The following is a 26148-nucleotide window of genomic DNA, read 5'->3' as shown; positions in this document are numbered from 1 at the left end:
TCCTTTTTAAGGTTTTCTGTGTATAAAAAAAGCCCCCTACAATCACAGTTTACTGCGATTGTAGGGGACGATAAGTTTTTACCGCGGTGCCACCACTACTTGAAGGGATTTCCTTCCTCTTTCGTCCCGATAACGAGGGATCACCGTTTCTCCATACTACAACGTTCAGGAGAACTCTCGTAAGTCCATTCTGCCTACCTATCATACCGGTTCCCAGCAATCCCGGCTCTCTTTTATGAATTAGTAGCATACTACTCTTACTCAACGATTTTTATAAAATTAGGTAAACAAAAAGGGCTTCCACATCCGAAAAGGACGAGGAAACCCGTGGTACCACCTTAATTAGCTGCATAACAGCTCACTTTATGTATGAATCATTCGAGATCCACACTGTCTCGTGTAACGATGAGACATGTCGCCAAAGCCTACTATCCTGATATAGGAGTTCAGTTTGGAGCTCGGAAGTCCATTCACCCACATGCTACACTGATTCGCACCGCCATCAGCTCTCTTAAGTAATCATTATGAGTTACTACTCTTCGTCTTCGCAAAACCGTTTATTTGATGTTGCTTATTATCATAGTATGCATTGTTTCGTTTGTCAATGCTACGGGTTAAATTTTCTGAAAAATTATATAACTTTAGAATTGGTACAATAACATATGTACTTCTTTATTACGGATTTGATATAAAATGCGAAGTCCTAGCCACTAGCTACGTTTTCAACATTTAAAACTTGAATGCTAGAAGAGTACTGGGAAATGAACGGACATTTTTTCCGCTATTTTAGTAACTTCTTAGTGATTTAGCATTTTTGCGGACATTTTTTCCGTTATTTTACTGAAAACGTAAGATAAGTACTTCAAAGTGTTGAAATAGCGGAAAAAATGTCCGCGAGAAGTACCAAAATGATCATTTTATTGAAAATAACGGAATAAATGTCCGCATACAAATGTCATTGTGTCGCTAGGCTAGTTCCTAAGGTTACGTCGCACGCTATTTAAATAGCGTTACAGCCGTTAATTTGTATTCCCATTTTAAATTCAAGCATATCCATATGACCATATAGTTCTGCATCTAATGATTCATAGCTTAATTCGCACAACTTCCCTCAGCAAATGAGATTTCTTCATCTCATAAGGATAAATCCAATTTCTATGGCGACCGGTTAACCCTCGATTGGTCAAATCGCCTTGATCCGTAAACCAAAATGCTTGCCAGACAAACTTGGTACAATAATTATTTTTTATATTTTGTAACGTAGGGTGAAAGATATACCGCTGTACAATTGAATAATTAGACGCGGCCCATGCTGCAATTTCCATTGCACCTTTCTTTGGTCTATAAACAGTCATCGTCCCGCCATACTTATGCCTTGATACATACCCTTTCCATGAATCGGCAAAAGCCCCTTTTGGATGTGAATGATAAATACGCATGTCAGGTCCTACAATGGCTACGTGGCCAACGAGAAAGGTAGACCACCCCTTTGATGAATAAAGAACATCGCCAGGCGTCATTATTTCCTCTGAATGAGGATACTTCATTTGTTGCCTAACAGCGGTTTGATCCATTCTATCCACACCCTAAATTTCTTTTCGTTTTATTGTTCTTTTAATGCCTCGTTCGATTAATTTTAAATATTGACTGTCTTTTGATGCTACAAAAGTAACTGCAATACCCTCACCACCAGCACGCCCCGTTCTTCCAATCCGGTGGATATAGCTTTCTACATCTTGTGGAATATCGTAGTTAAATACATGGGTGACCCCTTCGACATCCAATCCTCTGGCAGCAACATCCGTTGCAACTAGATATTGGATTTTCATATCTCTAAAACGCTGCATCACTTTTTCCCGCTTTGCTTGCGAAAGGTCGCCATGTAATTCATCTGACAGATAGCCATTGCTTTGTAGCGCTGCATTTAATTTCATTGCTCTTCTTTTTGTACGGCAAAAAATCACAGCCAGAAACGGACGAAACTGATCAAGAACAGCCATCAGCTTATCTTGCTTCTCACGGTCTGTGGTTTCAATTACCATCTGTTTCACTTCATCAAGTGTGACATTATCCCCTTTTACGTGGACCTCTTTTGGTTTATTCATGTAGGTTCTGGCTAGTTTTTTCACTTCATTAGGCATTGTCGCAGAGAACAACATCGTCTGCCTATCATCTGGTAACGCTTGAATAATGGTTTCCACTTCTGGTAAGAAACCCATATGTAGCATTTGATCCGCTTCATCTAACACAAACATCGTTACGGTTGATAGATCAATCGTCTCTCTTCTAAGGTGATCGAGTAATCTACCTGGGGTTGCCACAACAATATGCACCCCTCTTTTTAGCTTGTTTAATTGGCCTTGAATGTCTTGACCACCGTACACTGCTAACGTGCCTACTTCAGAGGATTCGCCGGTTAACTTGTTTAACTCTGACGTGATTTGTAGTGCGAGTTCCCGTGTTGGGGAGATAATTAATGCTTGTATCTCCTTTTTACTTGTGTCCACTCTTTCTAAAATTGGCAATAAAAATGCCAATGTTTTCCCTGTACCTGTTTGCGCTTGGCCAATCAGATCATGCTTTTCTATTAGAATTGGTATTGCTTTTTCTTGTATCGGAGTTGGTTGAATTATACCTTGTTTATTTAACACTTCTATCTGTTGTTCTTTTACCCCAAGGCTTTTAAAATTCGCCATTAGAGTCACCTGCTTTCTGACTAGTATTAGTCTTCGTATTCCCGTTCTTGCCTTATCCTATGAGCGTTACTAGAACTCTGCAATTTCTTCTTCTATCTTCTCACCTAAATGGCGGCCTGGTTGGTCAAGAAGACAGATGATTTTATCGCCCATTTGCAGATCAATCACTGCTTTTGCAGCTCCATTTTCCGTCTGGACATGCACACTATCTGACTCTTGCAACGTTGCTGAAATTTCAACATCGTCCACTTTGCATATTACTCGGAGGAATTTCCGTTTTTCTATTTTCACTCTACCAACAGCAACCTGTCTTATTTCTTCGTCTTTCCTAATTGGTAGCTCTGAACCTGGTTTCACTTCTGATAGATAGGTTGTTTTACTTTCTCCAATGGAAACATATTGATGAATAGCCCCACCATTGATACGAAAAGGTCTTGCGGGGTATGTTTCTGTTGTACGATTTTCCGATAATACCTTAATATACCCATAACCCGTATTCCCTACAAAGATTCCTTCTAACGGATCTAGTTGGTCGATTAAGTCTAAACAAACTCTAGACCCTATCCCTATTGGCTCAATCGCTACGACTTCCGCTCGCTTTATTTCCTGTTCCACAAAGCATTTCCTCCTAAATCTATTTACACCTTACAAATATAGGTAAATATTGCTATAGTCATCTCTAGTGTAATCTTATACAATAAAAGATAGATTGACAAACAGGAGGAATGCATCGTGAGGAAATTACTAATTGTGTTATTTCTTCTATTAATCACTAGCTTTAGTGTAGTTGGTTTCATAAGCGCATCTGATAAAAATGGTGTACAAGTGGAACAACAAATAACTGATCATACTGATTCTCAGATTATTAAATATAAATAACGTACCACGCGGGGAAAATCATTTTATATAAAAGAAAAAAAGTGGAAGTTACGACTCTATGCGTAACTTCCACTTTTTTATTCCAGAATGGTAACTTCTACTGTTCGAACACCCCAGTTAAAGGCAATTTCTTTTGTAGGAACATGAATATCAATCTTGTTTCCTTTAATTGCACCACCGGTATCTCCTGCAATAGCTTCACCATAACCTTCTACGTGCACGCGGGTACCTAGAGGAATTACACTTGGGTCAACCGCGATCACTTTTTTATCGCGATCCTCTAGTAAATTAATACCTGTTGCCGTAATACCAGAACAACCTGTACATTCAGCCGTATATGCAGTTGCGGTCATCGTGTAAGTGGTACTTGATGTTTGTTTAATTGCAGGCTCGTCCGCTTCTGGTTGACTAGCAGTCTCTTGGCTTTGTTCAGGTTGAGCGCTTGCCACTACTACTTCTCGTGGCTCGGTTTGACTAGAATGGATCGATAGCTCTTGTCCAATTAAAATTAGATCGGATTCTAGCTCATTCCATTCCAATATTTCCTCTACTTCTACATCGTATGCAAAAGCAATTTCACTGAGTGTATCGCCTTTTTCAACTTCATATGTTTGTTCTTCTATTTCTCTATCTATTTGCAACACTTGCTTCGGATGTATAACATAAGATCGCAAACCGTTAATATCTATTATTTCTTGCACAGTAGTTTCATACATCTCCGCAATACGCCAAAGGCTATCACCCTTCACTACCTCGTATTCTTCTACTTCTACTTCGACTACTTCTTCCTCTTGATCTAGTTGAGCTATACTATTAGGAATGTCTTCATCAACATGGTACTCTACAGCAGATGTTGGCATAGCAGCTATACCCGCTACTACCAAACCGATAGCGATCGATACAACTGTTTTTTTCATCTGGTTTTCCCTCCTTTAAATTCGACAGCATGTAATAGGCATAAACACGAACCTAGTTAATAGGTTGCTAAGCCTTGTAAACTGTCACATTCGTCATTGTCGGAAAAACATACTAGATTTATACATAAAAATTAATAATATTTGCATTTTAGGATGATTGTAGGATGAATTGGGAGAGAAGGAAGGTCGAGACCACTGAAAAAGTCCGATTTTCTATAATTGAAAAGATGTTTAAAAATAAGCAAGCATCGCTCCAAGGCGACGTTCTAATTAGTTAGGAGAATTTTGACCTCCTAAATACTTTTATTTTTCATGATTTGACCTTTACATTACTATTACAAAATATTTCAAAGATTTTTAGTATTTTAGCTTTAAATCCTCAAAAAAAACGTGAATTTCAGCTAACCTTTCTTGTAATTACCCGCCCCTCTATTCCCTACAGAAAGGAGTAAAAATGATTTTGCTTAATGATTTTTAGCATGTGAAAAAAGACTCCTCTAATGTTTCCGAAAAATATTTCTAATTTTAACAAAAAGATAAAGTTCTATTTACATTTCATTAAAATTGAACTATCACTGTCTTTTTTATAGTAAAAATAGAATAACATATCATAGCACTTACATTTCGAGGTGAACAACATGAATAGGGAACCATTGTTGGACAACGCAAAATTTTTGTTGATTTTCTTGGTTGTATTTGGGCATGTCATACAACCTTTTAAATCCGACCTGAAATCAGTCGAAGTACTATACCATTGGATTTACTTGTTTCATATGCCCGCCTTCATTGTGTTAAGTGGTTTTTTTGCAAAAGGTTTTTTGGATAAAGGATATTTGAAGAAGCTTGCTAAGAAGTTGCTATTACCGTACCTAATCTTTCATATTTTCTACACGTTGTATTATTTACTGATCGGAGTAAGTGGTTGGCAGTTCACCATTCTTATACCACGCTGGTCGTTATGGTTTCTACTAAGCTTATTTTGTTGGCATATCTTGTTGACTGTTTTCAAGAGATTTCCACCTTTCATTGGTACTGTTCTAGCAATTGGAATAGGAGTAATTGTTGGATATATCGATCAAGTCGGTCATACGTTTAGTCTGTCTAGAACCATTGTTTTCTTTCCATTTTTTCTAATAGGTTATTGGATAACACATGATTCCCTAATAAAATTAAGAACAAATAAGATAAGAGCCTTCTCTCTTATGACCATGTCGTTTGTGGCAATAGGGATATTCCTATTACCGACTTTCTCATCTAATTGGCTACTTGCGTCACACTCTTATCATGCGATTGGATATCCTGTGTTAGGAGGAGCCATTCGCCTTGGAATCTATTCTTTATCCTTAGTTATGAGTATATGTTTCTTTTCATGGATTCCTAGTAGACAAAACATGTTTACGCATATTGGTAAAAAAACCATTTATGTTTACTTATTGCATGGTATTTTTATACACTTTTTCAGGCAGAGCAATCTTATAAAAATAGATACGATCTTGGATGTTATAGGATTAGTTATTATTAGCCTAGCTATAGTCATGATACTAAGCAGTAAGTATATACGTACCATTGCACAGCCTCTAATAGAAGCGAAAGCATCCAAACTTAAACAAAGGTTTGAAGAAAAAGCGAACAGAAATGAACCTAATCCGTCCTAATGTTCAAATACCTTTCATGAAAAAATGCACTCCTTGGAGTGCATTTTTTCTATGAACGAATGTCTATCAATAAGGATCCGCTTCATGGCCTTTCTTCGCAGCACCATCGGCTGCTTCATTCGCTGCTAGAGAACCTTGCCCGTATCTTGTTTGACCGGATTCACGGCCAGGAACTTTTCCTAGTTCCATATCCTTCATCTCTTTCATTTCTTTCATTTTCATTTCAATGCCTTCCTTCACACGACGACCATAGTCTTCATCTGCTTGTGTAAAGTGTTCAATCATGGCATCTTGAATTTTTTTGTCGCAAATAGAGAGCGCATCAGATAGGTTCTTTATTAATTCATCACGTTCCCAATCCTCAAAGCTTCGGTACGTGTCACCTGCTTGGCCATAGTTATTCGGTCGATCGATTGGTGCACTCATTGCCGCTGCATTATAGGTTGGTTGGTGAGGTGCTTTTCCTTTTGGATCTGCTTCCTTAAAGCCACCAAGCATTGATGGTTCATAGTTAATATGAGGATTCTCACCAGATTCTTTCGGATCACGCACATCCATTTGTCCCCGTTCTTGATTTGAGCGGACTTTTGTCTTTGGTGCATTGACTGGTAACTTCAGGTAGTTTGCTCCTACGCGATAACGCTGTGTATCAGAGTAAGAGAAGGTACGACCTTGTAACATTTTATCATCGGAAAAATCCATCCCGTCAACAAGAACCCCTGTACCGAAAGCAGCTTGTTCAATCTCCGCATGAAAATCGACTGGGTTGCGGTCAAGCACCATCCGTCCTACTGGCAACCACGGGAACTTATCCTCAGGCCATAATTTTGTATCATCAAGCGGATCAAAATCGAGTTCTTCATGATAATCATCTTCCATGATTTGTACAAAGAGCTCCCACTCTGGGTATTCTCCACGCTCAATCGATTCATATAAGTCTTGCGTTGCATGGTTTACATTTTTAGCCTGAATCATGTCTGCTTCTTCTTGTGTTAGGTTGCGAATGCCTTGCTTCGGTTCCCAGTGATATTTTACTAAAACAGCTTCACCTTTCTCATTTACCCATTTGTACGTATTAACACCAGAACCTTGCATATGACGGTATGTTGCAGGAATTCCCCAAGGTGAGAATAAAAATGTAATCATATGCGTTGCCTCAGGTGTACGAGAAACAAAATCAAACATCCGCTCAGGATTTGGAACGTTTGATGCAGGATCCGCCTTAAATGCATGAATCATATCTGGGAACTTCATCGCATCTCGAATAAAGAAAATCTTTAGATTGTTTCCAACCAGGTCCCAGTTCCCCTCTTCCGTGTACATCTTAACTGCGAAACCACGAGGGTCGCGATCTGTTTCCGGCGCATTTTTCGCTCCTGCCACAGTCGAGAAGCGAACCATCAATGGGGTTTTCTTGCCAGCTCCAGAAAACACTTTTGCACGTGTGTACTTTTCAACTGGCTCATCTCCAACTTTTCCATACGTTTCAAAATAACCAAATGCACCTGACCCGCGAGCATGTACGACACGCTCTGGTACTTCCTCTCGATCAAAGTGTGATATCTTTTCAATAAAGTGATAATTCTCAAGTGTAGCTGGACCACGATTACCGACCGTACGAATATTTTGGTTATCATAGACAGGATGACCTTGACGCGTGGTCAACTCCTCGCGATCTTTGTCTTGTTCCTTTGCATTTTTCTTGTTTTCTGCCAAAAGATTACCTCCCTAATATCGTTGTTCCATATTGATAGGACACAGCGCTGTATGTAAAACTTTGTACATGTTAATTATTATGTACAGGTAAATTCCAATTAAAACCCAAAGTTACTAACAATTAGCAAATCCAATCCCAATAAAAAAATCCCTCCTCAAGAAAAATATTCCTAACTACTTTTTCTCAAGAAGGGTATTTCTATTCCTTTTTTTCTATAATTACTTCACCACTTGCCAATTTTCATTACAGGTAGCGTTTATTTTTTTTCTTTCTAAAATGTAATTGGCAATTAACTCTGTCATATCAGTTGGGATGTCTTGTACTACTTCCTTCCCTTGATACATATAGAAGTTTCCTCCACCACCAGCACGATAATTGTTCATTACTACATCAAATTCCGCCGATTCATCGATTTGATTCCCATCATAATTCAGTTTTGTTACACGTGTTCCAACTGGGTTGGAGATCGTAAGCTCATAATCAATCCCTTCCCACATGTCATAATTGTAATGTTGGGGTTTTGGATCGATAAAGGATGGATTCACCGTTATCTTTCCTTGATCATCCAACATAAAGTACGTTGCCGACTGCTCTAGAGCCTCTCGAATATCCTTACCTGAGACACGAATTACTTTTAACGTATTCGGATAAACATAGTTAGACACGATGTCTCTCATTGTAATCGTACTGCCAAATCCAGGTGAGGCATTATTAAACAGAGACGTATTGGATATCGATACATTCGCTATATCCATTTGGACTTTATTAATAAATTCAATAAACGGATGTTCTTTTATTCGTACGTGAAACGGATCATTAATGGTCATATCCCCATCCACATCACCAATCGGTTGATCTAACCATGCTTGTGTAGCTTGCTCATAATCTTTTATTATGTGAAGAACGCCTTCATTTGCTTTTACTTTATCATCAACTTGGTGTAAGGATGCTGTACTCGTTGTGTACGTCCATTGATCACCTATTAACTCAAATTCCACATCTACTTCACCTAGTAACTGGCCATTATTACTCGGTTGCACGACTGTCACACCATTTAATTGTGTAGCAATTGATCGATGTTGGTGTCCTGTCACAAGAATATCGATCCCTTCAATCTCCATACACATTTGATACCCTTGGTTTTCTCCTGTTAGTGCTTCCGTTGGCTCACCAGACTCTAAGTCACGCTCGAATCCACCATGGTAGGAAACGATTAGCACATCAGGCTTTTCTTCTTTTCTAATATGTTGCACCCATCTCTTCGTTGCCTTCAAAGCATCTTCAAAAGCCAATCCTTTTATGTTCTTAGGATCTTCCCAATTCGGAATGTAGTGGGTCGTCACACCTAAGATCGCTACCTTTATCTCGTCTATCTCTTTAATCAGATAAGGTTTTCCAAAAGCTGGGGTTCGATCATTTTCGTACAATACGGTTGACGATAACCACGGAAAATTAGATTGCTCCACTACTTGTTGTAAATAATCTAGTCCGTAATTAAACTCATGATTACCAAAAACAGATGCCACATATCCCATATGATTCGCTACTTTTATCAATGGATTCGGTGTATCTCTTTTATATTTAGCATGATGAAAGGTCAACGGACTGCCTTGGATCAGGTCACCATTATCTAGTAAAATCACATTTGTTGTTTTTCTTTTTTCCTCTACAAGCGTTGCCACTTTTGCTAGTCCAAGGTGACGTTCTTCTCGATCACTATAATTGGTTGGATATACATATCCGTGAACATCACTTGTTACGAACAAAGACAGGTGTTTTTTATTTACCATTAAGCTTGTCCCCCTAAGAACCTAATTTCTTATCTTCTTCCTTTATTACTATTTTAATCGATAAGACGAACGAACGAAACCATATGATTCGTTACTTTGTTTCACAGGTTTTCCACTTCATGAAAAAATTTACATTAATTTAAACTTCACTTCACACTGGCTTTTCATCCAGATGATATAGTAAGGTTGTTCCAAACTAGAGTATGCTAGTATAATTAGCTCTCTCACAAAATGATAGCCCCTTTTTGTGTGTCTACTTTCATAGTAGGCATCTTTTTTTGTATTTTAAAGGAATAAAAAAAAACACAAGACCAATGATATGCATTAATCTTGTGCTTTCACTACTTAATTTAATTCGGTTATTCTCTCATGAGCATCCACTCTAGGTCTTTCTTTTGGCACCTTAGCTGGATAGCCCATTTGTAGCATTCCGACTACTTTTTCCCCAGGCTTTGCTCCAATTATTTTTCTGAATTCAGGATGGAAAGTGATAGCACCTGTTTTCCAAATCATACCGATTTCTTTTTCCCACGCTAACAAGCTCAAATTTTGAATAACACAGCTTGTAGCTGCATAGTCTTCTTCTCTAAGCTTCTGGTCCGGGTTTTCTTCCATTAACACCATTAACAACAATGGCGGGTTATTGATTTTATTAAATGCAATTTCTCCACTTCGTTGCTTTTCTTCTATTGTATTACCCTTGGCACCAACAATCCTATTAATCTCGGCAATTTGTTTCTTTGTTTCTCCACTTACAAAAACAAAACGCCAAGGTTCTGTCATTTTATGATTAGGTACCCAAATGGCTGTTTCAAGTAATTCCTTCATTAAGTCAACCGATACTGGTCTGTCTTCATAAAGCTGTATAGATCTTCTTTCTTTTATTAATTGGGATAAGTTCATGTTTCTACTCTCCTTTATTTCATCACACATCATTTTAATTGATAATCATTTTCAATTAAGTATAATAAAGGTCTTTCTGTCTGTCAAGAAACCCAAACTAAAGCATACATAATCGTATGAATTTCTGTTGGATAATATGTTCCAGCCTCACTATATTATCATCCTATTAAAAACCCTTTCCTAGTTAATTAGGAAAGGGTTTTTAGGTCGTTAATTAAATTGTTCTTCTTCTTTGATAGACATAGAACATAGCTCCAACTAGTACAAGGATCATACCAATTAACAGCATGTTAAATGTGTTTGTTGCTGTATCTGGTAATTCTTCATCTGATTCATTGATTTCCTCGTCACTCTCGTCAGAAGGATTGTCTCCTGAGTCAGATCCAGTGTCATCATCAGATTCATCATCTTGACCTGGTGTTTCTGGTGTTTCTGGTGTTTCCGGTGTTTCCGGTGTTTCCGGTGTTTCTGGTGTTTCTGGTGTTTCCGGCGTACTGTCTTCAGCAACTTCAAATACCCCAAAGATACTAAAGTGACTAGTTTTAGCTGTAATAAATTCACCATCTAATGTTCCACCAATGGATTCCCATTCACCGGTTTCTTCATTATAGTAGAATACTTCATATTTCTTATCTTCATCCACTTTTGATGTATCCACACGGAATGTTAATTCGGCTGTTTTACCATCCTTAAATTCGTGTACATCATCCCCATTAATTGTGAAATCAAATATTTTACTTACTGTGTTTTCAGCACCATCCATATTTGTAATCTCTTCAACCTTTACAGAGACGTTTCCATCAGGTAGAATACTAGCCGGTAAAGATACATGCGTTTCCTTGTTTTTAATCGTGAGTGTTGCACCCTTAGCTTTTAGTTTTTCTACTTGATCACCAGCAAGTTCTAACTCTACTTCTTCCTCTTCCTCAACATCCACAGTTAATTCACCTTGATCTTTTATTTGATCAATTTTATCTGTGTCAATTTTGGCTTTACCATTCTTAATTTCCGGCTTCGTCGATACTTGTTCTTTCTGCTCTGGTTGCTCAGGCTCTGTTGGCTCTGTTGGCTCTGTTGGCTCTGTTGGCTCTTCTTCTATTATATGTTCCGTAATGTCTTTTGATTTTGTTGGCTTTAACTGATATGTTCCATTATGAATACTCGCTACACCTGAAATGTCTACTACATCTCCATCTTCAAATGTAAAGTCATCATACGCAAGACCTGTTCTATTATCTACACGTACAAGGATACTCTCACCATCTTGTGTAGCAGTGAATTCAAATGTACCATAATTATTAACTTCCTCAAGTGCAGAAATTGTAGCACCTTTAATTGTAACTAATTGACCTTGGTTAGAATCGTCAATTTCTGATGGAGTGAGTATGATTGAATCTGGTTCTTCTGTATTTTTAATAATTTCTACATTAGAAACATCTGTTAATTGGAATTCCCCACCATAGCTTCCTGTCTTAGCTGTTACTTTTACTACGTCTCCTACTGTTACACGATCATCACCAAACACATATGTTCCCGCTGTTTCATCTTGCATATAGAAACCAGATCCACCCCAAGCGCCTGGTTCAGTTGTAACAATACCTTCTACTGTTACTTCTGTACCTGCTGATGCAGTTCTTGCTTCTGCAATAGATACTTCTCCTAATTCGTCTCCAGAGCCAGTATCTACTTCAACTATTCTATCTTCAGGACCATAGTCAATTGGGTTCTCTTTTGAACTATCTAAGTGTTTTACAAAATCAACAAATGAATCTAAATCAACTGGACCCATTACTACGTTTTCACCAAGGTCCTTAATCGGGCCTTCTGAAGTACCCATGTAATTGTTGACTGTTAACGTATATGTTTCATCTTCATCGATTGGAGTTCCATCCATAAACATGATATCGATCGCTTGATTTGTGGAAGAATCCCATGTATATTTCAATCCACTCACACTGTAGTCCGGACCATATTGAGGTGATAGCTGTTCATCAATAATATCGAAAATATCTTCGCCTGATACTTCTACTGTCATCAACGTGTTACCAAATGGCATAACGTTATATAAGTTACCCCAAGTAACTTCACCTTCTAATAAATGGTCTCTGATTCCTCCACCATTCATCATTGCAAAGTCACTATCCATTGACCATTTCATGGCATCTGCAATTAAATTACCTAACCCATGATCACCGTCACCAGTATAACTTCCTGTCATATCATTTGCATTATAGCCTAGTACTTCATTCATTTTAGGTGCAATAAGTTCTTCGTATTTGTTTAAAATCTCTGTTACTGCCGGATCTGGATCCATTTCACTTTGATCTACAAATACAATTTCGGCTTCCTTATTAACAATATCACCAGTTGCACGGTCAATCTGAATGTCAACATCTGCAAATGCTTTACCATATTCAGATGCTTGCACGATTAACTTATTATCAACAACCGCATCAACAATTTGGTGGTTATGTGCAGCAAAGATAATATCAACTTCATCATCTACTTCTCTTGCAAGGTCAGCTGAAGCACCTGTTGCGGACTCACCGCTTTGATCAGCTGGCATGTGTGCTAGTACGACAATTGCTTTAACACCTTGCTCTTTTAATTCAGCAACTGCATCGTTAACAGCATCTGCCTCATCCGTGAATTCAATATCTTCAATTCCTGCAGGCATTACCATGTTTGCTGATTCTTTCGTATTGACACCGATAAAACCAATCTTTTCTCCATCTACTTCTTCAATTACATATGGATCAAGAATCGGATCACCGCTATCTTTATACACACAGTTCGCACATAGGTTATCAAAGTTCATTCCATCATAATTATCGGTACCCAATCCATCAGGATGTTCTCCGCCATTAACCATACGAAGTAACTCCGCAGTACCTTCATCAAATTCATGATTACCAACTGTACCTATATCAAAGCCGATTTCTTCCATGATTTCCACAGTTGGTTCATCTTGATATAAACCTGAGACTGGTGAACTTCCACCAATCATGTCACCAGCATGGACGATTAATGTATTTGGATTATCTTGAGCTCTGTCTTTAATAAACGCAGACGTATAATCCATACGACCGAATAAACCGTCATCTTCACCGTCACCATCAAGATCAAGCTCGTATTCCTGATCAATTTTACCGTGAAGGTCGTTCATGCTTAATAGTTGTAATTCTAGCAATTCACCAGAAGGTGGTTGTTCCTCTCCATCACCATTAGTTGGAGAATAACCTTGTGCTTCTGCTTCTTCTTTACTAGCAAAGAAAATGCGTTTATCTACAGGTACATCCTCCCACGCTGTTGGTTCTACATATTCCTTTGTATCAGAGTTACCAACATATCTGTGGAAATCTCCACCCTCTAAAGTAGCTCGGTATTCAAAAGGTAGTTGTGTTAGTGAATCTGTTGGGTTCCAAATCCCTAACTGATTATCTTTTGCTTGTTTAACTGCATTTTGGTATAGTTCGTAATCTGCTTCATCACCAACAGGCCAAATGAAATAGGATACTGCATACCCTTTTTTAACCATCTCTAAATTCGTATTAATATCATCTTTGTTAATTACTTGTGCCAATAAGCGACCATATGCATCCGTAGGCTCTTCCCCTACTTTTAATGTCACTTCATCGCCTTCCTGAAGTAAAGACTTTAGATACGCTGAAGCTTTTTCACCGTGATAATCTTGATTGTCACCATCTGCTCCATTCTTAGAACCCATATCTGTCTCTGGTGTATCAATATTCACAAAGCGAACACGGTCAGCTCCTAGAACTGGTGTATTTAATCTAATTGTATCTCCGTCAGTTACTGAATGTACGGTAGATGTGTACTCACCTGCAGCTGTTGGAGCTTCGGGTTGTTCTGACGCTAACGTAATATCAGCTGCTTTACGAGGTAAAATTTGATAACTATCATATTGACTTAAGATAGCTGTTACATCAAACCATTTTCCTTCTTCTAATGCATCAATTGCATTCGTACCTTCCATTACACGAAGCGTTGTACTGTTATAGTCCGCATCTAGGAAAGATACATTATAACCACCACCAGCTGGTGAATCTGGAACGCTTGATACATAACCAGTTACTTTAACAAGCTGACCTTCTAATGGTTCAGCAACTGCACTATCTTGTAAATCTTCCAATGTAATTTCCACTGGTTGTGGTAGAGTTTCATTTGTACTTAGTTCTTCTATATTTGTTGGCTCAATTTCTTTTAAGCCTCTATATTCTGTAAGCGTACCGGTAACTTTAACCTTGTCGCCTTCTTTTAGATCTTGTGGATTATAATCATAAAGATTAATTCCGCCAGTTTCATCTTGAATATACGTGGAAAGCTTGCCTCCACCAATTGCAGCATTATCAGCTGTTATAACACCTTCTATTGTTACTTCAGTCCCATTGCTTAAAGCACGAGCCTCTTCAATAGCAACAACTTCTCCAGGTGTAGGTTCTGGTTCTGGCTCAGGAGTTGTCCCTGCTTCTATGATTTCATAAGCAGATGGACTTTTTAAACCAGGGATTGTAAAATAGGCCGCTAGATCACCTGTGATTTCCACTTTTGCCCCAAGGTTAATTGGATTGTCTACTAGATTCAAAGCACTTCGAATGCTTCCTGATGGTAGCTGTACTGGAATCATTTTGCTTATATCTGTTTCATTTGGTGAATCCGCTAATGCAAGATTAGTCTTTATTTCGAATGGAGCTTCCAAGTCAAAATTTGACCCAGAAATTACATCTCCAACAATATAACCTCGCACAGTTGCTTCTCCTGAGTTATTTTCAATCGCTTCTGCAACAGTAATATAATCTGCTTCTTCTGCATTTACAGTTACTGCCTTACTTGGGAAGTTTGCCAGAATCAATACGGCAATTAGCAAAATACTAAAATACTTTCTGATTGATAGATGTCCCATTTGTTACCTCCTAATGTCTCTATGTATTTTAATCAAGCATCTATCATTCTATCATATATTTTACGAACAATATTACCGTTTTGTTAAATAATCTCCGTGTTTTGTAAATTTTCTTTTACAAAACCGTTTAATTAATATAAAAATTACATTAATTTAATAGAGTTAATAAACTATTAACAATAAATTAATAAGCTGGCATAAAACAAAAATAAAAATAGTATGCGCGTAATCTATCACTTCACATAAAACACGAACATTAACTAGATAAAGCTAAAAATATATACCGAAGTTACAAACACTCGCTTCCATCAGATAAAATTGGTAAAATAGTGATTAGTTAAGGAAAGAGTTCACAAAGGTTTGTAATGAAATATGAACGTAATCAATCTTATAAAAGATATAGGAGGAACGACGATGCAAATTAAAACAGAAGATATTGCAGTTGCAGATCACAACTGGAAGCAATACACATTAATCAATGACCACAATTTTGAGGTTAGTTGTTTAAACTTAGGTGGAATTATCACGAGGATTATGGCGCCTGATCGTAATAACAAGTTTGAAAACGTTGTCTTAGGCTTTAAAGATTATGCAGACTATGCCAAGAATCCAACTTTTTTTGGTGCTTTGATCGGTCGTGTTGCTGGAAGAATTGATGGCGCATCATTTGAACTTGATGGAAATACGTACACACTTCCTGCAAACGATGGTGAGAATCATCTACACGGAGGGGACCCTGGATTTCACAATGTAATTTGGGATGTAACTCCATTTGAGGAACCAAATCAAGTAGGGATCGTACTTACTTACACAACTCCCGATGGCGAGAATGGATACCCTGGCACTGTAGATATGAAAGTTACATACACACTAGATAACAATAATGCTTTCACGATCACTTACGAAGGAACTTCTGATCAAACAACCGCTTTAACAGCAACCAATCATTCTTACTTCAATTTAAGCGGAGATTTAAAAGCGGATATCCGTGACCACGAGGTGATGATTGATGCTAGTCAGTTTGTTGAATTAGATGCACATCTGATACCAACCGGAAATAAAGTTGATGTAGATGATACGGTATTTGACTTCCGCAACGGTCGGTTAGTTAAAGATGGGACTACTTCTGATTATAAGCAAAATGAAGTGGCTACAGGTGGATATGACCACTTCTTCTTATTTGATAACAACAAGCGGGATGATGTGGTAGTGAAAGAAAAGGAAAGTGGTCGTAAATTAACCGTAAAGACAGATCAACCCGGAATGGTGATGTTTACTTCTAATACAATGGATGATAAATTACAGTTGTTAGAAGGACCTTCCAGACGATACTTAGGACTGTGCTTAGAAACACAGAGTTCTCCTGCTTCTTTACATCATGAAGGATTTCCTTCTGTGGTGTTAGAAAAAGGGGACACATACAAAGCAAAAACTACATTTGAATTTGGATTGATCTAACCTAAAAAATAGCTTACCTACATAAAAGTAGGTAAGCTATTTTTCTTAATATGGTCCACGAATATGGTCGTGTACTTCTTTTTTATAAAAGTCTTCTATTTTTTTCATTTCTTCATCCGAGAAACTTTTAACATCAACAGCAGCTAAGTTATCTTCCACCTGTTTTACTGTTTTAAAGCCAGGAATAACTGTTGAAATGGCATCATGCTCTAAGATCCACTTTAAAGCAGCCCTTGTCATGCTACCTCTTCCATCAGCAACCCATTCTAATTGGTTACTAAGTTCCACACCTTTATTAAATTCGAGTCCACCAAAGGTTTCGCCAACATTAAATGCAGCTCCGTCCTTATTAAAGTTACGGTGATCATCTGCTTCAAATTGGTGATTTGTTGAAAACTTTCCTGTTAACAAACCACTCGCTAATGGCACACGTGCTAAAATTCCTACACCCTTCTCTTGCGCTTGCGGGAATAGCTCATGTACTGGTTTTTGTCGCAACATATTAAAGATTACTTGTAAGGTGCTAACATTTGGGTTTTCTAAGCAAAGTAATCCTTCTTCCACCGTTTCGACACTTACACCATAATAGCGAATTTTACCTTGTTGCTTTAACTTATCTAACACCTCAAACACAGCGCCATCTCTTAAAATCTCAATTGGTGGGCAATGGATTTGCATGAGGTCTAGCTGATTGCGACCTAAGCGTTTTAAGCTTGCATCCACATAATCTGTAACAGACTTTTCCGAATATGTATTCGGATCATGGATGTCACCAGCACGACAAAATTTCGTTGCAATATAAATTTCTGATTCTTTCCCTTTTGTCGCCTTGTTTAAAAGCTCTTCACTATGACCATCACCGTAAACATCTGCTGTATCAAAGAAGTTTACACCAGCATCCATGGCGCGATGAAGACCTTTTAGCGATTCCTCATCATTCGTCTTCCCCCACGCACCACCAATTGCCCATGTACCAAAGCTTAATTCACTAACCTTCATATCCGTCTTACCTAATTGACGATAGTCCATGCTTACACCTTCCTTTTCGATTTTTTTATGTTAAACAAAGGAATGCATTAATCTACCTTCACGTAATCACGCCAGTTATGAACAGGTTGCCAGTCTAGTAATTCTTTGGCCTTTTTATTGCTGTACAACGTTTCATAACCTGTTAATTCCCCGCGGATTTCTACATCTGGATAAACAGAAGCCATTAGTTCACTACTCTTCATATCCATGCTTGAATTATCAGCTGCTACGTTTAGAGCTACTGCACCTAGGCCATCTTTTTCTACTGCTAAACGGTAAGCCTTTGCTGCATCTCTTGCATCAATATAACTCCATACAATTGTTTTTCTTACTTCCGGGTCATGGATAAAGCTTGGGAAATCTTTGTATGTTTCTGGCGTAATAACGTTACCTATACGTAACGATACTACTTGCATGCCTGTACGATTATGTATCATTTCGGCATTCTCTTCATTTACTATTTTGGATAGACCGTAGCTATCTTGTGGTAGTCTTGGATGATCTTCATCTAGTGGAACATACTGTGGTTTGATTGGATTTTTTGCAAATACAATACCATAACAAGATTCACTAGATGTAATGACAGCCTTTTTAATACCTAAATTACTAGCTGCCTCTAAAATATTATACGTGGACATCACGTTATTTCTGAATGTAACATCATTGGAATAAATGAATGGTCTTGGCACTGCAGCCAAGTGTACTACTGCATCCGCATCAGAAAGAACATCATACACTTCACCTAAACTAGTTAAGTCCGCAATGATCGTTTCACATAATTTTTCCTTCGGTAATTGTTGATCGACATTTAACACTTCATATCCATTATCTAAAAATTCTTTTATAACAGAGGGACCCAACAAGCCACTTCCGCCAGTAATTACTACTTTTTTCACTTCCGATTCACCTCTTCTAATTGTCTACGCTTCCACTTCATTATACTATTGATAGATTTAATAGGAAAAACAAACGGCTTGAAAAAATATGGAATTATTGTGAACCCTTTTCGTTTCCTTCACGAAAGGCAATCTTTCTTCCCAAGTAGTGGTAGACGCCATCCTCATCACACGTATATTCAGTTACCTCATCTACTACTTGCTTTACACGATCTGAAGCATTTTTCATTGCTACCGAATGACCTACCAGTTTAAACATCGGAAAATCATTATCACTATCGCCGATTGCTAAAACCTCTGATTTATGAACACCAAATCTATCTAGTAAATATTGAATACCAGAGGCCTTATTTACATTTGCAACCATTACTTCTACGTTGTGTTCGGATGAGATAGATGTTGTGAAGTTGATGCTTTTTTTGATTTGTTCGAGCTCATCCTTCCAAGCATTAATTTTATCTTTTGTACGACTAAAAAAATAAAACTTCGAAAACTTGTCTGAATCTAATGTTACTTTCCATTCGATATCTCTATCGATTGCTTCTTTTCGAGATAACCATTCACTGATCACCACATCATCTGGTTTCTCGCCGTCTACTTCTCGCTCCATGAAAGGCCTGTCCTCAACCAACGTTACTCTTGGACCTTCCGTCGGAAACACTTCATAATACACCTGTTTTTCTCTAGCTTTTTCTATTATGAGATTTACCAAGTCTATTGGAAGCGTGTTTTCGACTAGGCGATCCTTGCCTATATGTACACTCATCCCATTCGAGCTAATAATTCCGTCTACAACTAGGTTTGGCGGGAGGATTTCCTCCACTTCCCCATACGACCTTCCTGTTGCAATAGCCACTTTTACGCCACTCTTTCTCACGCGTTCAATTGCCTCTACTGTTTTTAATGTAACTTTATTTTGATGATTTAAAATCGTGCCATCCATATCCAAAAATACTACTTTAGGCTGCAAGACCATTCCCCCTGAAATTTTTTCTGTCTATTATTTAGGTATTTATTTAAGGTTTATGATTATGACGAACTTATTAAGTGAGCGTCAGAATCAACTCTAACTCGGTCGGAGGCTTTAATTTCTTACGCGTTAACTCATGGTTCTCGCTCTGACGCGTTCAAACGGGCATCTTGCTTACACTTTAGCTCAAGGTTCTCGCCCTGACGCGTTCGAACGGGACTCTTGCTTACGCGTTAGCTCATGGTTCTCACCCTGACGCGTTCGAACGGACCTCTTGCTTACGCGTTAGCTCATGGTTCTCACTCTGACGCGTTCGAACGGACCTCTTGCTTACGCGTTAGCTCATGGTTCTCACCCTGACGCGTTCGAACGGACCTCTTACTTACGCGTCAGCTCAAGGATCTCACTCTGACGCGTTCAAACGGGACTCTTGCTTACACTTTAGCTGAATTTTGATACCATTTTATAAAAATAACTGTGCACTTGATATCAAGTTCAACATTATTGCAGCCATATATAAAGTTATAAAAGTGACTCTGCCCCATCAATAAACACTTCTGTTCCTGTTATATGACTTGAGGCATCTGATGCAAGAAAATGAACTAAGTCTGCTACTTGCTCAGGCCTACCTGGTTTATGCTCGAGTGGCTGTGCTCCTTCTGGATATTTTACAGGGATTTCAATCTTTTTCAACTCTTCTTCTTGAAATGTATTTTCCCCGATATTCGTGGAAATCCAACCTGGGCATATTATGTTTACACGGATCTTGTATCTTGCCAATTCTAACGCCGCCATTTTACCAAAAGCGACCTGACCCGCTTTGGATGAACTGTAAGCTGCCCTACCAAAACCAGCAAAATCTCTTGTACCATTTATTGAGCTCGTAATGACAATGCTACCACCTTTATCTTTCATGTGTGGAATTGCATATTTAACAGTTAGAAATGTACTCTTTAAATTTGTCGTTAACGTTTGATCCCAGTCCTCTGGGGATAAATCTTCTATCGGTGTCCATCTACCATTAATACCGGCATTAGCAAAAACAAAGTCGATCCTTCCCCATGTTTCCATTACTTGCTTCATACTATTTTCTACTCGTTTATAGTCAGAGACATCTGTGTCCAAAATGATGGCTTCTGATCCTATCTTTTCTACTTCTTCTCTCACAGACTCTGCATTCTCTTCTTTCAAGTCGACAAGCGCCACTTTTGCACCAGCTTCAGCCAATCGAATGACAGAGGCTCTTCCAATACCTGAGCTTGCACCTGTTACCACTGCTACTTTTCCTGCTAAGCTATCTTTACTCATCATCATTCCTCCTTGATCCATAGGTTTTCCTATTCATTTCCCCTTATGTGCAATTTAAACCCATCAAATAAAGCATGAAGAATCAAATTCATTTGTGGTACAATACGGTGGAGCAAACTTTCAATATGAAATTTTTTAGGAGAATACGATGAAAAAAATACTTTTTCTTTTTATATTTGCTTCCGCTTTTAGTACATTACTCGCCCAACCTGCGGCTGCAAATGGGACCTCTTTTTTTGAAGACTCTGCATATCCAACCGGCCATGTGTTACCTCTGGAAGAGGATCGCGTAAGCATCGTCAGCGAGGAACTAATCATTGAACTTGAAGAAAAGCTTCCAAGTTTTTTTGAAATCGCTAATGGAACAATGGTAGCAAATATTCAAGTAACGTATCAGATGCTTAATCAAACAGATGAGGATATAACTATTCCGATTGCTTTTCCACAACCCGGAGAAACGAAAGGATGGAATATTACTTTAGACGAAAATGAAATAAGCTTATCAGGAGTTCGTGATCTTTACTTAGATGATGTTATGGGGCAGCATAAACAAGAAAAGTGGATACACCCACGCACCGGTGAAGCCTATACATTTGGTGGACAAGATGTCATATCGGATACGAACACAATGGAAGCAAAGACTTTTGATGTAACTTTAAAGGCGGGAGAGACGCACGATTTAGTTGTAGCTTACTCGACCAAACTTGGTATAGATGAAAGTATAAACTTACACCCGGTGTATCGCTTAGATTACCTTTTACACCCTGCATCATACTGGAGTGACGTTGAAGAACTCTTCATAGAGATAACAGCTCCTAAGTTTTCAGATGTAAATGTTAATTTGGATCTAGCAAAAATAGAAAACCATATTTATGCTGGCGTATTTGATACTTTGCCTGAAGAAAATCTTGTTCTTTTTGTTACGCCTAGTTCTGGCATACTGACGGATTTATTTGATTCTAGGGTGTTAGCATTACTCTCGATCATCGTCCTTGTGCTTCTCTATGTCGTGATCATACGAAAGTTAAAACGGAAAAAGCTCCTCACCTTATTTTTGCTTATTTTATTTGTTCTTGCAGGTTATGATCTGCTAAGTCATAAGATCTTGGGATATCCGTTCACATTTGTACAATACGTGTTATTTGTGATTTATGTTGTGTTGCTCTCGGTTATTAGAAGACGGTACACACCAAAAACCAAACGTAATGCGGCTAAACAAAAAAAGTAATATAGAATGACAGGAAGAGCCCTACATGCCAATTGCACCGTAGGACTCTTTTTTGTTACTTCAATCCAACTACACGAATCCTTTTATAATCGGCGTACCATGTACCATTTTGGTATAATACTTCTCGCAGGTTTTTTTCCACTTCTGATATAATGCGCGCTTTCTGTTCTGAAGGTTGATTAGCAAACATGCCACCAGCAAACATCTGAATCCAATTTCTTAAACCATCTTCTCCCTCTAAAGGCGTTGGCCTATCGATATGTTGTGCAAAGACGACGTGAAACCCTACTCTTTCCATCAATGTCGTGTACTCCGCTATACTTGGAAAATACCATGGAAAAAGTTGTTCATTGTAATCCATCCCCATCTTCTCACTTTCCCTAATGATTTCATTTGAAATGGCTTCAATGTTACCCTTACCTCCAAATTCTGCTACGAACCTCCCACCAGTTTTCAAAGTCGTGTACATACGGCGAAGCGCTTGTTCTGGTTGCTTCACCCAATGTAAGGTAGCATTTGAGAAGATTGCATCATATTCTTCCATGTCATCTAAATCTAATATATCTTTTACAAAAAACTGTAGATGCGGGTATTTCTCCACTGCTTGCTTAACCATGTCTGCTGACTGATCTATGCCAACTACATTCGCTCTATGTTCACTTATCTCATTTGCCAAATCCCCTGTACCAGAACCGATATCTAGTATTTCTTCTCCCGGTTTAGCTCCTAACATTTCCACTAATTCATTCCCATATTCCGAAACAAACGAATGCTTCCCATCATAAAGTTTTGCGTTCCATTTATAAGTCATCTTACACCCCTCCCTTGTTTTCTTACGTGTGTAATCAAATATTGTAATAGTATTATATAAAAATAGTTATATAATAAAAATTAACGAAAAGAAGCGCTTTTGATAACGAAGTGTTATTAGTAGGGGGGATTAACGATCGATATAAGATGGCTTCAGACATTTGTCATTGCTGCAAAGTATGAGAATTTCAGAAAAGCTTCCGAAGAACTATTTTTAACACAACCTGCAATAACAAAACACATCCACAGATTAGAAGAGCACCTACACACTTTACTTTTTGAACGAAAAGGCAGATCGATTTACCTTACTTCAGCAGGAATTAAGTTTCTACCTTATGCAAAAGCGTTCATAGCCAACTACGAACAAAGCATGGACCATTTTGAATCCTGGAAACAAGGTTATATACAAAAGGTAGTAATTGCAACCGCACCTCAAATCGCTTCATCCTTCTTACCATCACTGCTACGCGATTTTATGGATCAACATCCAGACATTGAAGTTATCATTAATGTGATAAAATCATTTGATATTGGAGAGGAAGTAGGTAGTGGAAAGGCTGACATCGGTCTATCAAGAATTCACCCTGTTCAATCAAACGTAAATACCGTTATTGTTCATGAAGAACCCGTTATTCTAGTAAGTCCGTATCAGGGACAAGATACAAGTCATACTAGCGAAAAAGATATCCTAACAAAATATAGATTAATCACCCATAATCATCCAGACTATTGGGGCGGTTTACTACATGATATAAAACAAAACTATCCAACACTTCGAACGATGGAAGTAAATCAAGTCGAGGTAACGAAGAAGTTTATTGAAAACGGACTTGGCGTATCCTACTTACCGTATTCCATGGTTAAAGATGAGTTGAGCACCGATCGTCTTTCTGAAATAAAACCTGATAAGATCGCACTACCCAAATCAGCAACTTATGTTTTATCCAAAGTAGAAACGAAAGAGACTGCTAGTTTTATCGCTTTTTTGAAGCGTTATTTTGTATTTCAGGAAAATATATCGGAGGAATGAACATGACAGACGCTTTTTTCAATAAAGAAATCATACTTGAGAATGATCGAGTAAAGTTGATCCCATTTGATGGATCCTATAAAGATCAATTAAAGCAAATCATCTTTGATGAAGACATTCATTTTACAGTTGCCTGCAAAACTGATAATGATGTTGATCAATACATAGAAGAAACACTTGATCAAAGAAGATTGAAAAAAGCATATCCTTTTCTAATTATCGATAAAAACACAAATAAAGTTGCTGGTGCAACAAGGTATGGAAATATCCAGTTTAACAACAAGCGATTAGAAATAGGTTGGACTTGGTACGGTAAGCTGTATAGAGGGACGGGTTTAAATAGCGCTTGTAAATACGAGCTATTAACATATGCATTTGAAGAAATGAATTTTAGAAGAGTACAGTTTAGTGCAGACATAGCAAACATTCGTTCACAGAAAGCGATTAAAAAGTTGGGAGCTACACAAGAAGGGATATTTAGAGCAAATTATATTGATGCTTCTGGTCTTAGCAGAGATGACGTTTACTTTAGTATTATTCATACGGAATGGGCTGAGATTAAAGAAACAAGATTTAAGTGAAAGGAGATACTAAGATGAAAATTAATATGGTTATTTTTCTAACAACAACAAAAGAACAAGAAAATAATAGATCCGAAGTAGTTATAAAAACATTTGAGTCAACGATTCGCCCCGTGAAAGGAGATATCATTGATGATCCTGGATTTGACTCAAGATTTCATAATGGGTACGAGGTTGTAAAAGTCACGATTAATTATGCGAAAAATGAATGCTATGTATCCCTAGCACCACTTGTGCTTGAGTTAGAGGATATTAGCATCCATGACTATATAGACAAGCTTGTTGCAAATGGTTGGCGGATTGTTTCGAAAGAAGAGTTATAGGAAAATGCAAAAGGAACCCAGGGCAAACGCCTCGGTTCCTTTTCTCCCTTATCAAACTCATTTCGTTGTATCCAATGGCATAAGTTTAGCTTCGATTGCTTCTCTTTTGTCTTCTAAAAACGGCGGTAACGCAACTGTTTCTCCTAAATGTTCCACATCTTCATCGGTTGCAAATCCCGGACCATCCGTTGCCAGTTCAAATAGAATTCCGTTTCGTTCTCTAAAATATAAGGATTTAAAATAGTAGCGATCGACTAACCCAGAGTTTGGCATTCTTGCTGCACGGATTTTATCTCTCCACGCCGCCAATTCTTCTTCATTATCAACGCGAAAGGCTACATGGTGCACACTACCTCTACCAGGCCTTTCTTTTGGCAAGTCGGTTCGATGCTCCAGATGTACTTCCGCACCTGTTCCACCTTCGCCCGTTTCAAATACTTGAACATCTGGTTGCCCTTCCACATAAGCAGGATAGCTACCTACATAGGTAAAGCCCATGATGTCCGTTAGTACTTTTACGGTTGGCTCCGGTTCTGGTACTGTTAATTTTACCGGACCAAGTCCAGTAATCCCTTTATCTTGGGGGACAGGACTCTTCGCCCATGGTGTACCAGCAGCGACACCTTTATTTTTCTCATCGGACACTAACATCAGACGCTGACCCTCAGGATCCTTAAAGAAAAGCACGTTACGTCCAAATTGCTCTTCAATCTCACCATGCTCCACTTCATATTTCTCAAATCTCTTTTTCCAATAGGTTAACGCTTCATCATTCGCTACACGTAATGATGTAAGCGAGATACTGTTGTTCCCTTCATACGTGTGGCCAGCACGAATTATTTCAAAAAAGGTAAGATCTGTACCAGGTCTTCCTACTTCATCAGCATAAAACAGATGATACATACTCGTGTCATCTTGGTTTACTGATTTCTTCACCAGACGCATTCCAAGAAAATTTGTATAGAAATCATAATTATTTTTAGCAACTGCTGTAATAGATGAAACGTGATGAATCCCTTTTAGTTCCATAGTTT

General features: G+C 38.2%; 20 protein-coding genes, 2 pseudogenes and 2 other annotated features. Of the genes and pseudogenes, 8 read left to right on the top strand and 14 right to left on the bottom strand.

Annotated features, from left to right (window positions below):
• Positions 1-60: 60 nt before the first annotated feature.
• Positions 61-274: a binding site (T-box leader), on the bottom strand.
• A gap of 34 nt (positions 275-308) precedes the next feature.
• Positions 309-555, bottom strand: a binding site (T-box leader).
• A gap of 530 nt (positions 556-1085) precedes the next feature.
• The 3 genes and pseudogenes from NYQ66_RS20795 to NYQ66_RS20785 form a co-directional block, all read right to left on the bottom strand.
• Positions 1086-1574: a hypothetical protein gene (locus NYQ66_RS20795; RefSeq protein ID WP_259872311.1), complete on the bottom strand. Its 489-nt coding sequence runs from the start codon at positions 1572-1574 to the stop codon at positions 1086-1088.
• Positions 1575-1589: 15 nt separating this feature from the next.
• A pseudogene (locus NYQ66_RS20790) lies at positions 1590-2696 on the bottom strand (DEAD/DEAH box helicase); the annotation flags it as partial.
• 69 nt (positions 2697-2765) lie between these two features.
• Complete coding sequence (locus NYQ66_RS20785) at positions 2766-3311, bottom strand: 3-dehydroquinate synthase II (RefSeq protein WP_259872309.1); 546 nt, start codon at positions 3309-3311, stop codon at positions 2766-2768.
• Between the two features lie 117 nt (positions 3312-3428).
• On the opposite strand from NYQ66_RS20785, the gene NYQ66_RS20780 reads away from it, so the two are divergent.
• Entirely contained in the window at positions 3429-3575 is a 147-nt protein-coding gene (locus NYQ66_RS20780; RefSeq protein ID WP_259872308.1) for a hypothetical protein, read from the top strand.
• Between the two features lie 77 nt (positions 3576-3652).
• Here the strand turns inward: NYQ66_RS20780 and NYQ66_RS21460 are convergent, their stop codons facing one another.
• Entirely contained in the window at positions 3653-4492 is an 840-nt protein-coding gene (locus tag NYQ66_RS21460; RefSeq protein WP_272479976.1) for a 3D domain-containing protein, read from the bottom strand.
• Between the two features lie 638 nt (positions 4493-5130).
• Between NYQ66_RS21460 and NYQ66_RS20765 the strand changes: the two genes are divergently transcribed.
• On the top strand, positions 5131-6147 hold the full coding sequence (locus NYQ66_RS20765; RefSeq protein WP_259872307.1) for an acyltransferase family protein: 1017 nt from the start codon (positions 5131-5133) through the stop codon (positions 6145-6147).
• A 66-nt stretch (positions 6148-6213) separates the two neighbouring features.
• Here NYQ66_RS20765 and NYQ66_RS20760 read toward each other — a convergent pair whose 3' ends face one another.
• From NYQ66_RS20760 to NYQ66_RS20745, 4 genes are all read right to left on the bottom strand, one after another.
• On the bottom strand, positions 6214-7863 hold the full coding sequence (locus NYQ66_RS20760) for a catalase (protein WP_259872306.1): 1650 nt from the start codon (positions 7861-7863) through the stop codon (positions 6214-6216).
• 219 nt (positions 7864-8082) lie between these two features.
• Positions 8083-9654 (bottom strand): bifunctional metallophosphatase/5'-nucleotidase, encoded by a 1572-nt coding sequence (locus NYQ66_RS20755; protein WP_259872304.1) that lies wholly within the window; start codon positions 9652-9654, stop codon positions 8083-8085.
• A 345-nt stretch (positions 9655-9999) separates the two neighbouring features.
• Complete coding sequence (locus NYQ66_RS20750; RefSeq protein WP_259872302.1) at positions 10000-10557, bottom strand: nitroreductase family protein; 558 nt, start codon at positions 10555-10557, stop codon at positions 10000-10002.
• A 214-nt stretch (positions 10558-10771) separates the two neighbouring features.
• The gene (locus NYQ66_RS20745; RefSeq protein ID WP_259872301.1) at positions 10772-15481 is read right to left on the bottom strand and encodes a DUF6359 domain-containing protein; all 4710 of its coding nucleotides are present in this window, start codon (positions 15479-15481) and stop codon (positions 10772-10774) included.
• Between the two features lie 414 nt (positions 15482-15895).
• On the opposite strand from NYQ66_RS20745, the gene NYQ66_RS20740 reads away from it, so the two are divergent.
• Entirely contained in the window at positions 15896-16939 is a 1044-nt protein-coding gene (locus NYQ66_RS20740) for an aldose epimerase family protein (RefSeq protein ID WP_259872300.1), read from the top strand.
• Positions 16940-16984: 45 nt separating this feature from the next.
• Here the strand turns inward: NYQ66_RS20740 and NYQ66_RS20735 are convergent, their stop codons facing one another.
• The 4 genes from NYQ66_RS20735 to NYQ66_RS20720 all read right to left on the bottom strand — a co-directional run bounded on the left by NYQ66_RS20735 (position 16985) and on the right by NYQ66_RS20720 (position 21142).
• On the bottom strand, positions 16985-17968 hold the full coding sequence (locus tag NYQ66_RS20735; RefSeq protein WP_259872299.1) for an aldo/keto reductase: 984 nt from the start codon (positions 17966-17968) through the stop codon (positions 16985-16987).
• A 47-nt stretch (positions 17969-18015) separates the two neighbouring features.
• Complete coding sequence (locus NYQ66_RS20730; protein ID WP_259872298.1) at positions 18016-18864, bottom strand: NAD-dependent epimerase/dehydratase family protein; 849 nt, start codon at positions 18862-18864, stop codon at positions 18016-18018.
• A 94-nt stretch (positions 18865-18958) separates the two neighbouring features.
• On the bottom strand, positions 18959-19840 hold the full coding sequence (locus NYQ66_RS20725) for a Cof-type HAD-IIB family hydrolase (protein ID WP_259872297.1): 882 nt from the start codon (positions 19838-19840) through the stop codon (positions 18959-18961).
• Between the two features lie 516 nt (positions 19841-20356).
• A complete protein-coding gene (locus NYQ66_RS20720) occupies positions 20357-21142 on the bottom strand; it encodes an SDR family oxidoreductase (protein ID WP_259872296.1) in 786 nt (261 codons plus the stop codon).
• Between the two features lie 148 nt (positions 21143-21290).
• Here NYQ66_RS20720 and NYQ66_RS20715 point away from each other — a divergent pair, with 148 nt between their 5' ends.
• Entirely contained in the window at positions 21291-22370 is a 1080-nt protein-coding gene (locus tag NYQ66_RS20715) for a DUF4424 domain-containing protein (RefSeq protein ID WP_259872295.1), read from the top strand.
• Positions 22371-22425: 55 nt separating this feature from the next.
• On the opposite strand, the gene NYQ66_RS20710 is transcribed toward NYQ66_RS20715, so the two are convergent.
• Positions 22426-23181, bottom strand: coding sequence for a class I SAM-dependent methyltransferase (locus NYQ66_RS20710; RefSeq protein WP_259872294.1), 756 nt, complete (start codon positions 23179-23181; stop codon positions 22426-22428).
• Positions 23182-23316: 135 nt separating this feature from the next.
• Between NYQ66_RS20710 and NYQ66_RS20705 the strand changes: the two are divergent.
• The 4 genes and pseudogenes from NYQ66_RS20705 to NYQ66_RS20690 form a co-directional block, all read left to right on the top strand.
• Positions 23317-23487: pseudogene (locus NYQ66_RS20705) on the top strand (LysR family transcriptional regulator); the annotation flags it as partial.
• Between the two features lie 63 nt (positions 23488-23550).
• Positions 23551-24210: a substrate-binding domain-containing protein gene (locus NYQ66_RS20700; RefSeq protein ID WP_259872293.1), complete on the top strand. Its 660-nt coding sequence runs from the start codon at positions 23551-23553 to the stop codon at positions 24208-24210.
• 2 nt (positions 24211-24212) lie between these two features.
• Positions 24213-24791 carry a GNAT family N-acetyltransferase gene (locus tag NYQ66_RS20695; protein ID WP_259872292.1) on the top strand — a complete coding sequence of 193 codons (579 nt, stop codon included), beginning with the start codon at positions 24213-24215 and terminating at the stop codon, positions 24789-24791.
• Between the two features lie 14 nt (positions 24792-24805).
• Positions 24806-25114 carry a hypothetical protein gene (locus NYQ66_RS20690; protein ID WP_259872291.1) on the top strand — a complete coding sequence of 103 codons (309 nt, stop codon included), beginning with the start codon at positions 24806-24808 and terminating at the stop codon, positions 25112-25114.
• Positions 25115-25171: 57 nt separating this feature from the next.
• On the opposite strand, the gene NYQ66_RS20685 is transcribed toward NYQ66_RS20690, so the two are convergent.
• On the bottom strand, positions 25172-26143 hold the full coding sequence (locus NYQ66_RS20685) for a ring-cleaving dioxygenase (RefSeq protein WP_259872290.1): 972 nt from the start codon (positions 26141-26143) through the stop codon (positions 25172-25174).
• Between the last annotated feature and the right edge of the window lie 5 nt (positions 26144-26148).

Origin of the sequence: Aquibacillus koreensis, from assembly GCF_025154055.1 — a bacterium.
Classification (GTDB): Bacteria; Bacillota; Bacilli; order Bacillales; family Amphibacillaceae; genus Aquibacillus_C; species Aquibacillus_C koreensis.
This window is presented reverse-complemented; position numbering and strand designations above follow the sequence as displayed.

Excerpts from the sequence above, each read along its gene's own strand:
- NYQ66_RS20685 (WP_259872290.1), bottom strand. The coding sequence starts at position 26,143 with ATGGAACTAAAAGGGATTCATCACGTTTCATCTATTACAGCAGTTGCT.
- NYQ66_RS20725 (WP_259872297.1), bottom strand. The coding sequence starts at position 19,840 with ATGGTCTTGCAGCCTAAAGTAGTATTTTTGGATATGGATGGCACGATT.
- NYQ66_RS20715 (WP_259872295.1), top strand. The coding sequence starts at position 21,291 with ATGAAAAAAATACTTTTTCTTTTTATATTTGCTTCCGCTTTTAGTACA.
- NYQ66_RS20720 (WP_259872296.1), bottom strand. The coding sequence starts at position 21,142 with ATGAGTAAAGATAGCTTAGCAGGAAAAGTAGCAGTGGTAACAGGTGCA.
- NYQ66_RS21460 (WP_272479976.1), bottom strand. The coding sequence starts at position 4,492 with ATGAAAAAAACAGTTGTATCGATCGCTATCGGTTTGGTAGTAGCGGGT.
- NYQ66_RS20700 (WP_259872293.1), top strand. The coding sequence starts at position 23,551 with ATGGACCATTTTGAATCCTGGAAACAAGGTTATATACAAAAGGTAGTA.
- NYQ66_RS20745 (WP_259872301.1), bottom strand. The coding sequence starts at position 15,481 with ATGGGACATCTATCAATCAGAAAGTATTTTAGTATTTTGCTAATTGCC.
- NYQ66_RS20695 (WP_259872292.1), top strand. The coding sequence starts at position 24,213 with ATGACAGACGCTTTTTTCAATAAAGAAATCATACTTGAGAATGATCGA.
- NYQ66_RS20735 (WP_259872299.1), bottom strand. The coding sequence starts at position 17,968 with ATGGACTATCGTCAATTAGGTAAGACGGATATGAAGGTTAGTGAATTA.
- NYQ66_RS20755 (WP_259872304.1), bottom strand. The coding sequence starts at position 9,654 with ATGGTAAATAAAAAACACCTGTCTTTGTTCGTAACAAGTGATGTTCAC.
- NYQ66_RS20740 (WP_259872300.1), top strand. The coding sequence starts at position 15,896 with ATGCAAATTAAAACAGAAGATATTGCAGTTGCAGATCACAACTGGAAG.
- NYQ66_RS20765 (WP_259872307.1), top strand. The coding sequence starts at position 5,131 with ATGAATAGGGAACCATTGTTGGACAACGCAAAATTTTTGTTGATTTTC.
- NYQ66_RS20795 (WP_259872311.1), bottom strand. The coding sequence starts at position 1,574 with ATGGATCAAACCGCTGTTAGGCAACAAATGAAGTATCCTCATTCAGAG.
- NYQ66_RS20750 (WP_259872302.1), bottom strand. The coding sequence starts at position 10,557 with ATGAACTTATCCCAATTAATAAAAGAAAGAAGATCTATACAGCTTTAT.
- NYQ66_RS20710 (WP_259872294.1), bottom strand. The coding sequence starts at position 23,181 with ATGACTTATAAATGGAACGCAAAACTTTATGATGGGAAGCATTCGTTT.
- NYQ66_RS20690 (WP_259872291.1), top strand. The coding sequence starts at position 24,806 with ATGAAAATTAATATGGTTATTTTTCTAACAACAACAAAAGAACAAGAA.